The organism is Acinetobacter sp. YK3 (genome assembly GCF_001729365.1).
GTDB classification, from domain to species: Bacteria; Pseudomonadota; Gammaproteobacteria; order Pseudomonadales; family Moraxellaceae; genus Acinetobacter; species Acinetobacter vivianii.
In genome coordinates this window covers 1-13,497 of the sequence record NZ_LZPJ01000119.1, presented here as the reverse complement: position 1 = coordinate 13,497, position 13,497 = coordinate 1, and the positions used below count along the sequence as shown (strand labels likewise).

Genomic DNA, 13,497 nt, shown 5'->3' with positions numbered 1-13,497 from the left:
TTTATTCCTTAGTGATTGGGCTGATGTTTATTTGCTTGTTCTTGGCGGACTTCGAGCCACGTTTTCAAGACCAAAGTGAGGATCGCTAAAAATGCCAGTAACGATGACACAGCAAATGCAGCACTAAAGGTATATTCGTTATAAAGAATCTCGACGTGTAGCGGTAAGGTATTGGTTTGACCACGAATATGGCCAGAAACCACGGATACTGCACCAAACTCACCCATTGCGCGGGCATTACACAGAATCACACCGTAAATCAGACCCCATTTGATATTGGGTAAAGTGACTCTCCAAAAGGTTTGCCAGCCAGAAGCACCGAGTACAATCGCGGCTTCTTCTTCCTCAGTCCCTTGAGCCTCCATTAAAGGAATTAATTCGCGTGCTACAAATGGAACAGTAATAAAAATGGTGGCTAATACAATCGCAGGTACGGCATACAGGATTTTGATATCGTTATCCATTAACCAGCCACCCATCCAGCCTTGTGCGCCAAAAATCAGGACTAACATCAAGCCTGCAATCACAGGTGAGACCGAAAATGGTATATCTATAATGGTGGTAAGAATCGCTTTACCACGGAAATGGAATTTTGCAACGGCCCATGCTGCTGCAACACCAAACACCACATTAATGGGTACGGCAATTGCGGCTGTAAGTAAGGTTAATTTTACTGCCGATAAGGTATCTGAATCGGTTAAGGCGTTGATATAAACGGCTAGGCCTTGTTTAAATGCTTCAACAAAGACCAAAATCAGAGGAAGCAGTAAGCAACTTAAGAAAAAGATTAAGGCCACACCGATTAAGCTATAACGTACCCATGTCGGTTCCCGGGTTGCATCTCGGCTTTGTAGTTTGAGGGCTAAAGCGTTGCTGTTGGTGTTTAAGCTCATTGTGCAACTCTCCCTGTGCGACGGCTTGCCCATGCTTGCACCAAGTTAATTAAAAATAGGATGGCAAATGATAGAACAAGCATAACCACAGCAATGGTCGTTGCACCTGCGTAATCATATTCCTCTAAGCGAGAGATAATCATCAACGGTGCAATTTCTGTTTTATAAGGCTGGTTACCTGCAATGAAAATTACTGAACCATATTCACCGACCCCACGTGCAAAAGCTAAAGCAAAACCAGTCAGTAAAGCCGGGAATAAAATTGGTAAAATGATTTTGGTAATGGTCTGCCAGCGATTGGCGCCTAGTGCAGAAGCCGCTTCTTCCAGTTCAGTTTCAATATCGCTTAATACGGGTTGTACGGTACGAACCACGAAAGGTAAACCTATAAAGATTAAAGCCAGTGTGATACCAATCGGGGTATAAGCCACTTCGATGCCGAGAGGAGACAGATATTGTCCAATCCAGCCTGTAGGTGCATACAAAGAGGTTAATGCGATACCTGCAACTGCAGTGGGTAACGCGAAGGGTAAATCAACTAATGCATCGACAATGCGTTTACCTGGAAATGTATAACGAACCAGACACCATGCGAGTAATAGACCAAATACGACGTTGACCAAAGCCGCAATCAATGCAGCACTAAAACTCAGTTGTAAGGACTTCAAAATTCGTTCTGAAGTTAAGATTTCCCATAAACCATCCCATCCAATCCCTAAAGATTTGATAAAGACAGCAGATAAAGGAATAAGCACAATCAAAGACACGTAAGCGAGGGTGAAGCCTAATGAGAGACCAAACCCAGGCAGCACTCGGGAACGCTGCGACATGATGTTTCCTCAAAGAGAAATGTTTGCTAAAAAAGCAAATAAATAATGCGAATACTAAAAATACGGGGGCGGTGTTAGGCAAATTTCAGATTAAAATTTGCCTGACTCATTCGGGCGACGAGCTGCGTCTTTTTTTCAGGCAGCAAGTAGTTCAGAATCTCCGGGAAAGGGCCAAATCCGGAAGCAACATTAATATGACCAACAGGACCTAAATTGATGGGTGTCAATTTCCAAGCCTGTGCCAGTTGTAAGGCATCGACATAACCTAGCCAAGGATCATTTTCGCTGATCAATAATGTGGTTGGCACGTCAATTTTGAGTTGCTGAAAATACTGTTGATAGTCCGTCAAACTATGGCGGGCAAAGCCAGCTTCACCAAAACGTGCAGGATTTGCAGGTGCAACCAAGACCAGATTTTTCACTTTAGCTCTGAGTTCAGGATGTTCTGCAAGCGCAGCAACACTGGTTAAGCAACCAAAGCTATGAGCAACGATTTGAACAGGTGCTGGGGCAGCAACAACCGTTTTAACAAATTGGGCAACCCATTCACTAAGCACAGGACGATCCCAATGCTTCTGTTGAACGCGAGAGCTAGACACGAGTTGCTGTTGTAACCAAGACTGCCAATGCTGCGCTTCGCTACCACCTACACCTGGAACAATTACAGTATGAATCATGTCCGCTCTCCCTATTTACCTGCTGAGTAAATTATTTCCCTGAGTTGTTGAGTTTGACTATCTGGTCAAACACACCGCCGTTATCAAAGTGAGTCTTTTGTACTTTGGTCCAGCCGCCAAACTCTTGATCAATTGTCACAAGTTTGAGTGGTTTGAATACATTGCTATATTTCTTTAATACCGCTGCATTACGTGGGCGATAGAAATTGCGTGCAGCAATCTCTTGGCCTGCTGGTGAATACAGATAGTTCAAGTAACCACGAGCGATTTGTAAGTTACCTTTTTTCTCAGCATTTTTTTCTACAACTGCCACTGGTGGTTCTGCAAGAATTGACAGAGATGGGGTGATGATTTCGAATTTGCCTGGTTGCTCACGTACTGCAAGGTAAGCTTCATTTTCCCAAGCCAGTAATACGTCACCAATACCGCGTTCAGCAAAGGTTGTGGTTGCACCACGGGCACCAGAGTCAAGAACTTTGGTTTGTTTGTAAATTTGACGGACAAATTCTTGAGCTTTAGCGTCGTTACCACCTTTTTGATGTTTAGCCCAAGCCCATGCACCTAAGTAGTTCCAACGTGCACCACCTGAAGTTTTCGGGTTTGGTGTAATGATTTCTACACCTGGTTTAATCAAGTCACCCCAATCTTTGATTTGTTTTGGGTTGCCTTTACGAACGAGGAAGACAATGGTTGAGGTATATGGTGTAGAGTTGTTCGGTAATTTCTTTTGCCAATCCGCTGGAAGTAACTTTGCATTTTGAGCAATTTCATCAATGTCGGCTGCAAGCGCAAGTGTGACTACATCTGCATTCAAGCCATCAATCACGGCACGGGCTTGTTTACCTGAGCCGCCGTGTGATTGTTTAAAGTCGATGTCTTGACCTGTACGTTGTTTCCAGAACGTACCGAATTGTTTATTGAAATCGGTATAGAGTTCACGAGTCGGATCATAAGAAACGTTTAAAAATTCTTGTGCCGCGAATGAAGAAACTGATAGTAATGCGGCAATGACGCCGACTTTAACTTGAGAAAAACGCATGTAAAACCCCTTAAAATCTAAATCACTGTTTGGAATATGTACGCAGCATAACGCCAGTTTTTTTGCAAAAAAAATAATTAAAATCGAATTTGTTATGAAAAAAATAGAAATAGATAAAAGAGATAAGCTTTGCTGAATTATTGATAAATAAGAAATTTTTAATTCCGGCTGTTAATTGTTATACTCATTTAAAATCAATAGCTTATTTCTTGTCATAGAAGGTCTTGTATAGAGTGGATAGGTGCCTAGATCATGCAATGTTATAAAAATGGACAATTGATTGACTCCATTCCTTTACTAGACCGGGCTTTTCATTACGGTGATGGCTGTTTTACCACTGCACGTATTTTTCATGGAAATTTTGAGCTAAAAGAACTGCACTTTGCACGTTTAAAACTGGCCTGTACAAGCTTAAGTCTGGATGCAGACTTGTCCTTGATTGAAAAGTCATTTGTGCATTTACAGCAGCAACATTTAAATCTCAATGGCACTTTAAAAGTGGTGATTAGCCGCGGTGAAGGTGATCGAGGTTATAGTCTGCCGTTGCATGCTGCTGACATCTACGTCTGGTATTACCCAAGAGTGACACAGGCTTTTCAACCTGAATGGATTGAAAGTGGCATGTTAAATCATGCTTTGGGGCTGAACATGCCGCATCTGGTTGGATTAAAAACATTAAACAGATTGGAACAAGTATTACTCAAGCAAGAGGCAGATCAACAAGGCTGGCTGGAAGCATTGGTCAGTGATGTGCAGGGCGCTATTGTTGAAGGGGTGAGCAGTAATTGTTTTATTCGTATAAATGATCGATGGATTACGCCAGAACTTCGCTATAATGGCGTCCACGGTGTGATGCGCGCCAAAATTTTGTCACGAATGCAGCAGTATCATGTTCCTTGTGAGCAGCGTTGTATTGATATGAATGAAATTGGACGTATTCAGAGTTTATTTTTCTGCAATGCTTTGCACCCGATGAAAGCGGTGATTCGATTTCATGACCGTTGTTTAGAGCAACAACCTTATCTTGATTTATTTGAAACTTTAAAACTTAGCCAGATTGATTAATATGCCAAAGCCGCCTAGTTCCAGCAAAAGTAAGAAAAAGCCCAAAGCTAAACCGAAATCCAGATTTTCTTTTTTTAAAGCCTTTTTGATCGCCATTGTTATCTTTGTATTGGCGATCTTTGGCATTGTATGGTCAAGTTTATTTAAAAATTATCCTGTAGAAGGTAAGAAGCAACTTTTAGTGATTTCTTCTGGCGATACTTATTCTCGATTTATTGATCGTTTAGCCAAAGAAAATAACGTGAATTTTCCAATTGTTCTAAAGCTTTATCAGAAGTTTATGATTCACGACACTATGAAAGCAGGTGTCTATGAAATTTCGCAAGGCATGAGTATCCGTCAAGTCATGGATATGTTGTCTGATGCGGACAATGCACAAATGAATCGTATTTTGGTGATTGAAGGCACGACTTTTTCTCAGTTGATCCAGAATTTAAGAAAAGACTCGAATGTCACCAATACATTATTAGACCTTCCTCAATCTGAATTATTAAAACAATTAGATATTCCTTATACGCATCCAGAAGGTTTGTTTGCACCTGATACGTATTTCTTTGCTAAAGGCGAAACGGATAAAAAAATCTTAACCGATTTGTATCGCCGTCAGGTGAAATCACTGGATGATGCTTGGGCAAAAAAAGCACCGAATTTACCCTATAAAGATAAATATGAAGCGTTAATCATGGCTTCAATTATCGAAAAAGAAACCAGCCTGGATAGTGAATTACAGCAGGTTTCGGGCGTATTTGTGCGTCGTTTGAAAATGGGTATGCGCTTACAAACAGATCCAACCGTGATTTATGGCATGGGTGAGAGTTATAAAGGTAATATCACCCGTAATGATTTGCGTACGCCGACTGCGTATAACACCTATACCATTAATGGTTTACCACCAACACCAATTGCTTTGCCGAGTAAGAAAGCAATTGAAGCAGCGATGCATCCCGATGACGCCAAAAATATTTACTTCGTTGCCACAGGTAATGGTGGACATAAATTTACCGCGTCTTTAGAAGACCATAATCGCGCAGTGCAAGAATATTTAACTGTGTTACGTTCAAAGAAAAAGCAGGGCGAATAATGTTTATTAGTTTTGAAGGGACGGAAGGCGTAGGGAAGACCACGCTGATTCGTAAAATTCATCAGTACTTTGAACAGCAAGGTAAAGAAGTCGTATTGACCCGTGAACCGGGCGGCACACCATTGGCTGAGCAGATTCGTTCATTATTATTGGCTGTGAATCATGAAGAGCAAATGAGTCATGATACCGAGCTGTTACTAATTTACGCTGCCCGTGCGCAGCATTTACAGCAAGTCATTTTACCTGCATTGGCGGCAGGGAAGATTGTGCTGAGTGACCGTTTTACCGATGCCAGCTTTGCTTATCAATGTTCTGGACGCGGTTTAAGTCAGGAAAAGCTTCAACTCTTGAATCAAACTTTTGTCGCGAAAATGCCAAATATTACTTTTTGGTTGGATGCACCGATTGAGTTGGGCATGACCCGTGCGCGAGAGCGTGGTGCACTGGATCGTTTTGAGCAAGAGAAGTTGAGTTTCTTTGCCAAAGTGCGTGGGGGTTATGAGACCTTGTGGCAAGCAGAACCTGAACGAATCAAGCGTTTAGATGCAACACAGAATGCGGATGTTGTGTTTGAAGAGGCATTAGATTATATAAAACAGCTCTAAGAGCTGTTCTATATTTATCAAAGCTAACAAAATACAATGGTTAAGGGGAAAAAGTAATCATTGATGGGTTGTAAAAACTTAAAAATAAGCCTAAAGGATAAATAATTTGAATTTTTTAAAAAAGTCGGAACTTCTAAATATTATTGCTCAGGAGCTGGCTTATGTGGCCCCAGTAAATTGGAAACGGATTGTATATTACACAGAAAGATTACCTGATTTAGAAATTGGTTTGCGTAATGCTTCTATCAGTAAATGTTGGATTGGAGTTGAAGAAAAACTTTTTAATACTTCTAATGGCCCTGCTTTAAGAGTTTCTGTTGAGCTCGGTGATGCGATAGATGAGTTATACAAATTGTGCGAAAGCATGACCGATCAATGGTGTGGTTTAGGTATCATAATGACAAATGATGGTAAATTTACGACAAACTTTTATTATGAAACCACACCATTGATTCATAATATTTTTGAAGAATATACTCAGAGATTGGAAATTTTGACAAAGATACGTTGAGTATTAAATAGAATTTTTTAATTAAATATATAATTCTATTAGGCTGCATTATTTCTATGGAATAATGCAGCCTAATTATTAATTTAGTATTTGTCTAAATTAAATATTACTCATTCACCAACGGCTGCTCCACTTTAAAATTCGGTGGAGTTAACACCGTCTTGCGAATCTCATTCGAGAGTTCTGGATAATCCAGTGTGTAATGCAAACCACGTGATTCTTTACGTTCCATTGCACAACGTACAATCATTTCCGAAACCAGAACGAGGTTACGTAATTCAATCAAGTTCTTACTGACACGATAATCCTGATAGTACTCGGTAATTTCACGTTTCAACATTTCAATACGATGTAAAGCACGTTGTAAACGCTTCGTGGTACGGACAATACCGACATAGTTCCACATGGTGGAACGCAGCTCATCCCAGTTTTGCAAAATCACCACATCTTCATCAGCATCGGTAACTTGTGTTTCATCCCAAGTTGGAACCTCAGGGAATTTAAACTCAGCATCAAACTTTTGTTCGATATCTTCTGCTGCACTCATACCATAAACAAAACATTCAAGTAATGAGTTACTTGCCATACGGTTAGCGCCGTGTAGGCCTGTATAAGAGGTCTCACCAATCGCATATAAACCGTCTAAATCCGTTTGGCTATGCTCATCGACCACCACACCGCCACAGGTGTAATGCGCTGCAGGGACAACAGGGATCATATCTTTGGTGATATCAATACCCAGTTCTAGCAAACGGGCATACAGTGTCGGGAAATGTTCAATAATAAACTCTGGCGATTTATGCGTAATGTCTAACCAGACATGACGAATACCTAAACGTTTGATTTCATGGTCAATAGTACGTGCCACAATATCACGCGGTGCAAGTTCAGCGCGTTCATCAAAACGCAGCATAAAACGTTCGCCATCTGGTAAGCGCAAATAAGCACCTTCACCACGCATCGCTTCGGTAATTAAGAATGAGCGCGCTTTCGGATGATATAAACAAGTCGGATGGAATTGGTTAAATTCCATATTGGCGACACGGCAACCTGCACGATAGGCCATGGCAATTCCATCACCAGTCGCAATATCGGGATTAGACGTGTAAAGATAAGCTTTCATTGCACCGCCGCAGGCCAAAGCTGTAAATGGCGCAAGAAAAGTATGAACCTGTTCGTTGGTTTCATCTAAAGCATATAGACCGATCGAGCGATTGGCCTGATGATGATGACCGAGTTTGTGCAGGGTAATTAAATCGATCGCAATATAATTTTCAAAGATCGTAATATTTTTTCGTTCTTTAGCGCGTTCAACTAGCGTGGTTGAAATGGCTTTACCTGTTGCATCGGCAGAGTGAATGATACGACGTTGTGAATGACCACCTTCACGAGTCAGATGTAATTGCTCATCATCATCTAAAGTAAATTGCACGCCTTGCTTAAGCAGGAAATCCACCGAAGGTTTACCACCTTCAACCGTATGCTTCACTGCATCCAGTTCACATAGATGACCGCCTGCAATCATAGTGTCATTAATGTGTTGTTGAATAGAATCTGTTTCGTCTAAGACTGCAGCAACACCGCCTTGAGCATAGAAGGTACTGGCTTCTGTCAGCGCGGCTTTGGCTAGAATTGCAATGTTATAATGACTTGGTAAAGAGAGTGCGAGGCTTAAACCTGCACCACCACTGCCCACAATAATCACATCAAAATGGTGAATTGTTTTTAAATCAGGCATGTCGTCGATCTGCTTCAGTTTTAAACGTTTGCTAATGACACCGCTTTTTTGTCAAAAAGGCAAGGGCTAATCTGCCTGAAATTGAGTGAAATTTTAGCGAATGCGATTTATTCACCAATTATTATTTGCATATTTTGTCTAATATAAGAAAACGATTACCTTTCAGTACATTGTTTTAATCTAGAGTTAAGCTGTTCAATATAAAACCTTAAGATGAAATTTGAATGTCTGGAATTGTCTCCATAATTTATTCACATTTCATCTGTCTATTTCGTTGTATGCATTGAAAATATAAACATTTTTTTACGAAAAGAATGGTAGGGTTATGCTACAAACATAGACCATAACATTTATTTTAATCATCAGTATGTAGGTTCTTGCTTCATGAAAAGTCGCTATTTACAACAAGGAATGTATGCTGCTGTATTTACGATAGCAGCTGCTCAAGTCAACGCTGCCTCACCAGTAGATTTTTCAAACCTCGTTGAGCAGGTTAGTCCTGCTGTTGTGAGTGTCAACGTTGTAAAGAAAATGACTCAGGAAGAGTTATTACAACAACAAGTTCCTGAAATCTTGCGTCGTTTTTTTGGTAATCAGGTGATTATCCCGCAACAGCAGGGGCCACAGGAAAAAACGGGTTATGGCAGTGCATTCTTTATTGGCAAGGACGGGTATTTATTAACGAATCGTCATGTGGTTGATAATGCTTCCCGTATCAGTATTATCCTGAATGATCGCCGTGAACTGGATGCGACGCTTGTAGGTAGTGATGAACGTACTGATATTGCTTTGCTTAAAGTGAATGGAACCAATTTCCCAGAATTAAGAATTGGTAATGTGGATCAACTGCGTGTAGGCGAGCCTGTACTCGCAATTGGTTCACCTTTTGGTTTTGACTATTCAGCTTCAGCAGGGATTGTAAGTGCAAAATCTCGTAATATGAGTGGCGAGACTTCAGTTCCATTTATTCAAACTGATGCTGCACTGAATCCAGGTAACTCTGGTGGTCCATTGTTTAACCAGCGTGGCGAAGTGGTGGGCGTTAACTCGCGTATCTTTAGCGGCACGGGCGGTTATATGGGCTTGTCCTTCTCGATTCCAATTGATGTGGCGATGGACGTCGTACAACAGTTGAAAACGACGGGTAAAGTGACACGTTCTTATCTTGGGATCATGATGCAAGATATTGACCGTAACTTGGCAGAAGCATATAAGTTGCCAAAACCAGAAGGTTCATTGATTACTCAGGTCGCACCAAAATCACCTGCTGAAAAAGCAGGCCTAAAATCGGGTGATGTCATCTTGAAAGCCAATGGTGCGCCGATTTCGCGTACGGGTGATCTACTTTATGCACTGAATCGTATTGCTCCAAATCAAACTGTTCAGCTAGAAATTTTACGTGATGATAAAACGCGTACCATTGCTGCGACATTGGGCACTGCACCAGATGATACAGCTGCTGATGCCGAGAAAAATAATCCGACTAGCGGTTTAGGCATGAGTATTCGTGACCTGACTGCTGCTGAGCAAGCGCGTTTAGATGTTCGTAGCGGTATTCTGATTCAGGATGTGAAGCGTGGTGGGCTTGCTTCATTATCGAATCTGGTGGCGGGAGATGTGATTGTACAAGTCAATGGTACAGCGATTACCAATAGCCAGATGTTCGCTAAAACTGTGGGCGCTTTACCAAAAAATAGTGTTGCGCGTGTAACGATTATTCGTCAAGGACAACGTGCGATTTTAGGTTTACGTTTACCTTAAACCTGATTGTGATTGATAAAAACCACTCTAATTTAGGGTGGTTTTTATTTTGAAATACAGTTGTATTTAGACTAGTGTATGTCGCTGAACTTTGATTGATGAAATAAGCCAGATTATGAGTACGATTTTTGATTTAAAAATACAAGTTCAGCCTGAGCATATTGATGTGCTGGGCCATGTGAATAATGTGATGTACATCCAGTGGATGCAGGATGTCGCAGCAGCACATATCGAAACTTTGGGCTTGGGGCTCGCTCAGTATCTTGAACTTAAACATGCCATGGTAGCTGTTGAGCATCATGTGCAATATCGCAAAGCAGCTCTGGAAGGTGAAGAGGTGATCTTGCGGACATGGCTGGATGATATTAATGCACTGTACTCTTTCCGCCAGTACGCATTTTATCGCCCTAAAGACCAAAGTGTACTGTTTGTTGGAAATACCAAATGGGCCTGTATTGAAATCGAAACAGGTCGCCCAAAACGAATGTCACCAAGTTTTACGCAAGCCTATCAGCCGATTTCGCCAGATTTAAATCCAATGGATTTTTCAATTTCATATGAACAATCTTAGTTGCTTTAACATTTAAAGACTGGAGGGGTAGCTGGACGGTACATGCTCGGCTGCTTTTTATGATTTATTTATCAAAATAAGTAAAAGAAAAGTTAACCAATTAACATAATCACAGCTTCGACACTCAAAAAAACGTTTGAATACGTTGGTTTATGCGAAAAATTCAATATATCAAGGTAATTGTATTATTTTTGTATATTGTTTAATTTGTAGGCTCTTATATTGTGTTTCGGGGAACATGATGAATGACAACTTAGGGGTTGTTGTTTTTTATTTGCTGTTTTTATTTGCAGGCGTTGTACTGGTGATCGGAAGTATTATTTTTGATATGACACTTCTGTGTGTAGGTCTTGGTCTAATTGTTTGCGCTTTTTTAATTAAATACGAGTTTAAATTAACTGTGATGTTCTGGCATAAAATTGAATAATTAAAAAAGATAATTAAAGAGCCGTACTGCTAAAGTGCGGCTTTTTTCTTGGATCAAATTGATGTGCATGATGAAGTATTTGTTTTTAGTCTGAAACTGGCGCCTCACTAAGCTCTATATCTACTATTCAAGAATACAAAAAATTATGTCTATACACTTTGATCTAGAGGATTTTATTAAGGAGTCTCTAGTGAGGAAGGCTTATTGTTATTCGCAGAGCGTAGATAAGTCTTGAGGTGATTGATAGGGATTCATTTCTATATTTTGAGATGTTGTTTTGATTGCTTGATCGGAAAAACGATTATTAAAAAGGATATTGGAAGTTTGTCGGCTTAATTGGTGCTTTTATCGGCAGTTGTTTCACCATTTTTCTGCAAATCTGTGATAATAGTCACAACTTTTTCAAAAATCATGAAATATGGATATCTTAAAATTCGTAAAAAGCTTCAATACGCTGGGATGTTATTTAACACTTGCAAGCCTTTTGCTCGCGACTCTTGTTCTTTATTTTTATTACATCAACCCAAATTGATTTTAAAATGAGTGGTCTAAGTGAAATGTAGGTAAGAGCCAGGAAGAGAGGAAAGCGAATCATATTGTCTTTATCGTTGTACTTGAGTCCTTATCGCTCAGTCCAATGTCTTGTGATCTACTAATGTTAAATTTGCCATGTATAAGGTTAAAATTATTCAAATAAAGCCGGCATGGCATTCTCCTGGTTAATATCATCTATTCTCTACTTTGTACGACCAAAAAGGCGCATTTGGCTTTTTTAATTGGATCGTTCTGTTCTGCTTCAGGAAATCGATTGATCCTTGTTAGATTGCTACCTTCATCGCGATGTAGTCTAAGTCACATATACTTTTAACACTATATTTTTAACATTGTTGTGCTTATACTGTGCCGAACTTTTTAAACATTATTTTTCGCAACAATAGTCAGTTATTTAATTGAATAGATTGTTGTGTACATATTCTTAAGGTAACCCATGGCGCAAGCTAAAAAATCCGTAGATATCAAAAATATACGCAATTTCTCGATCATTGCACACATTGACCACGGTAAGTCAACACTGGCTGACCGTTTCATTCAAATGTGCGGTGGTTTACAAGATCGTGAGATGCAAGCTCAAGTATTAGACTCTATGGAGCTTGAGCGTGAGCGTGGGATTACAATTAAAGCCGCTTCGGTGACGTTGTATTACACGCATCCGAATGGTCAGGAATATCAATTAAACTTTATTGATACCCCAGGGCACGTTGACTTCTCTTATGAAGTGTCACGTTCTTTGGCTGCTTGTGAAGGGGCATTGCTGGTTGTCGATGCTGCACAAGGGGTTGAGGCACAGTCTGTTGCTAACTGCTATACCGCAATTGAACAGGGCTTAGAGGTTTTACCAATCTTGAACAAGATTGACTTGCCTCAGGCAGAGCCTGAACGTGTCATTCACGAAATTGAAGAAATTATCGGGATTGAAGCGACAGATGCACCAACTTGTTCTGCAAAAACTGGTCTAGGTGTTGAAGGCGTTCTAGAGCGTCTTGTGGATGTCATTCCAGCACCTGAAGGTGACCGTGATGCACCATTACAGGCATTAATTATTGACTCATGGTTTGACAACTATTTAGGTGTTGTTTCCCTCGTCCGTATCAAGCAAGGTCGTATCCGTAAGGGCGACAAAATGTTGGTGAAATCGACAGGTCAAACTCATCCTGTAACTTCTGTTGGTGTTTTTAATCCGAAACACACCGAAACTGACATCCTCGAAGCGGGTGAAGTTGGCTTCGTGATTGCGGGTATTAAAGATATTTTTGGTGCGCCAGTCGGTGATACCATCACACTTTCTTCTACGCCTGAAGTTGAAACATTACCTGGTTTTAAAAAGGTAAAACCACAGGTATATGCTGGACTTTTCCCGATTGATTCAAGTGACTTTGAACCGTTCCGTGAAGCGTTACAAAAACTACAGATTAACGATTCGGCTTTGTTCTTTGAACCTGAAAGTTCAGATGCATTAGGCTTTGGTTTCCGTTGTGGCTTCTTGGGAATGCTACACATGGAAATCGTACAAGAGCGTTTAGAGCGTGAATACGATCTTGATCTGATTAGTTCTGCTCCAACGGTAATTTATGAAGCACTGACCAAGAAAGGCGATATTATTTATATCGACAGCCCATCAAAAATGCCTGATGGTTCTACAGTTGAAGACTTACGTGAACCAATTGCAGAATGTCATATTCTTGTGCCACAAGAATATTTAGGTAACGTCATGACCTTGTGTATCGAGCGTCGTGGTGTA

13 protein-coding genes are annotated in these 13,497 nt (G+C 40.6%); 8 read left to right on the top strand and 5 right to left on the bottom strand.

Going from position 1 to position 13,497, the window contains the following annotated elements; translation table 11 throughout:
• Positions 1–8: 8 nt before the first annotated feature.
• The 4 genes from cysW to A9Z07_RS14610 form a co-directional block, all read right to left on the bottom strand.
• The gene (gene cysW, locus A9Z07_RS14625; protein WP_069579613.1) at positions 9–893 is read right to left on the bottom strand and encodes a sulfate ABC transporter permease subunit CysW; all 885 of its coding nucleotides are present in this window, start codon (positions 891–893) and stop codon (positions 9–11) included.
• Positions 890–1,723 carry a sulfate ABC transporter permease subunit CysT gene (cysT, locus tag A9Z07_RS14620; RefSeq protein ID WP_047432406.1) on the bottom strand — a complete coding sequence of 278 codons (834 nt, stop codon included), beginning with the start codon at positions 1,721–1,723 and terminating at the stop codon, positions 890–892. The genes cysW and cysT overlap by 4 nt, the downstream gene beginning before the upstream one ends.
• 74 nt (positions 1,724–1,797) lie before the next feature.
• Positions 1,798–2,400, bottom strand: a complete 603-nt coding sequence (locus A9Z07_RS14615) for an RBBP9/YdeN family alpha/beta hydrolase (protein ID WP_004771493.1) — start codon at positions 2,398–2,400, stop codon at positions 1,798–1,800.
• Positions 2,401–2,431: 31 nt separating this feature from the next.
• Positions 2,432–3,439: a sulfate ABC transporter substrate-binding protein gene (locus A9Z07_RS14610; protein WP_004771494.1), complete on the bottom strand. Its 1,008-nt coding sequence runs from the start codon at positions 3,437–3,439 to the stop codon at positions 2,432–2,434.
• Positions 3,440–3,691: 252 nt separating this feature from the next.
• On the opposite strand from A9Z07_RS14610, the gene pabC reads away from it, so the two are divergent.
• The 4 genes from pabC to A9Z07_RS14590 all read left to right on the top strand — a co-directional run bounded on the left by pabC (position 3,692) and on the right by A9Z07_RS14590 (position 6,701).
• A complete protein-coding gene (gene pabC / locus A9Z07_RS14605) occupies positions 3,692–4,504 on the top strand; it encodes an aminodeoxychorismate lyase (protein ID WP_069579611.1) in 813 nt (270 codons plus the stop codon).
• Position 4,505: 1 nt separating this feature from the next.
• Positions 4,506–5,585: an endolytic transglycosylase MltG gene (gene mltG, locus A9Z07_RS14600; RefSeq protein WP_069579608.1), complete on the top strand. Its 1,080-nt coding sequence runs from the start codon at positions 4,506–4,508 to the stop codon at positions 5,583–5,585.
• Positions 5,585–6,190 (top strand): dTMP kinase, encoded by a 606-nt coding sequence (gene tmk, locus A9Z07_RS14595; protein WP_069579605.1) that lies wholly within the window; start codon positions 5,585–5,587, stop codon positions 6,188–6,190. The genes mltG and tmk overlap by 1 nt, the downstream gene beginning before the upstream one ends.
• 106 nt (positions 6,191–6,296) lie before the next feature.
• The gene (locus tag A9Z07_RS14590; protein WP_047432418.1) at positions 6,297–6,701 is read left to right on the top strand and encodes an immunity protein YezG family protein; all 405 of its coding nucleotides are present in this window, start codon (positions 6,297–6,299) and stop codon (positions 6,699–6,701) included.
• 106 nt (positions 6,702–6,807) lie between these two features.
• Here A9Z07_RS14590 and nadB read toward each other — a convergent pair whose 3' ends face one another.
• Positions 6,808–8,439 (bottom strand): L-aspartate oxidase, encoded by a 1,632-nt coding sequence (gene nadB, locus A9Z07_RS14585; protein ID WP_069579602.1) that lies wholly within the window; start codon positions 8,437–8,439, stop codon positions 6,808–6,810.
• Positions 8,440–8,823: 384 nt separating this feature from the next.
• Here nadB and A9Z07_RS14580 point away from each other — a divergent pair, with 384 nt between their 5' ends.
• The 4 genes from A9Z07_RS14580 to lepA form a co-directional block, all read left to right on the top strand.
• Positions 8,824–10,200, top strand: coding sequence for a Do family serine endopeptidase (locus A9Z07_RS14580; protein WP_004771503.1), 1,377 nt, complete (start codon positions 8,824–8,826; stop codon positions 10,198–10,200).
• A 115-nt stretch (positions 10,201–10,315) separates the two neighbouring features.
• Positions 10,316–10,771: an acyl-CoA thioesterase gene (locus tag A9Z07_RS14575; RefSeq protein WP_069579599.1), complete on the top strand. Its 456-nt coding sequence runs from the start codon at positions 10,316–10,318 to the stop codon at positions 10,769–10,771.
• Between the two features lie 241 nt (positions 10,772–11,012).
• Positions 11,013–11,198 (top strand): hypothetical protein, encoded by a 186-nt coding sequence (locus A9Z07_RS18135; RefSeq protein WP_069579598.1) that lies wholly within the window; start codon positions 11,013–11,015, stop codon positions 11,196–11,198.
• A 988-nt stretch (positions 11,199–12,186) separates the two neighbouring features.
• Positions 12,187–13,497: translation elongation factor 4 (gene lepA, locus A9Z07_RS14565; protein WP_069579596.1), on the top strand; the 1,311-nt coding region annotated here is incomplete at its 3' end.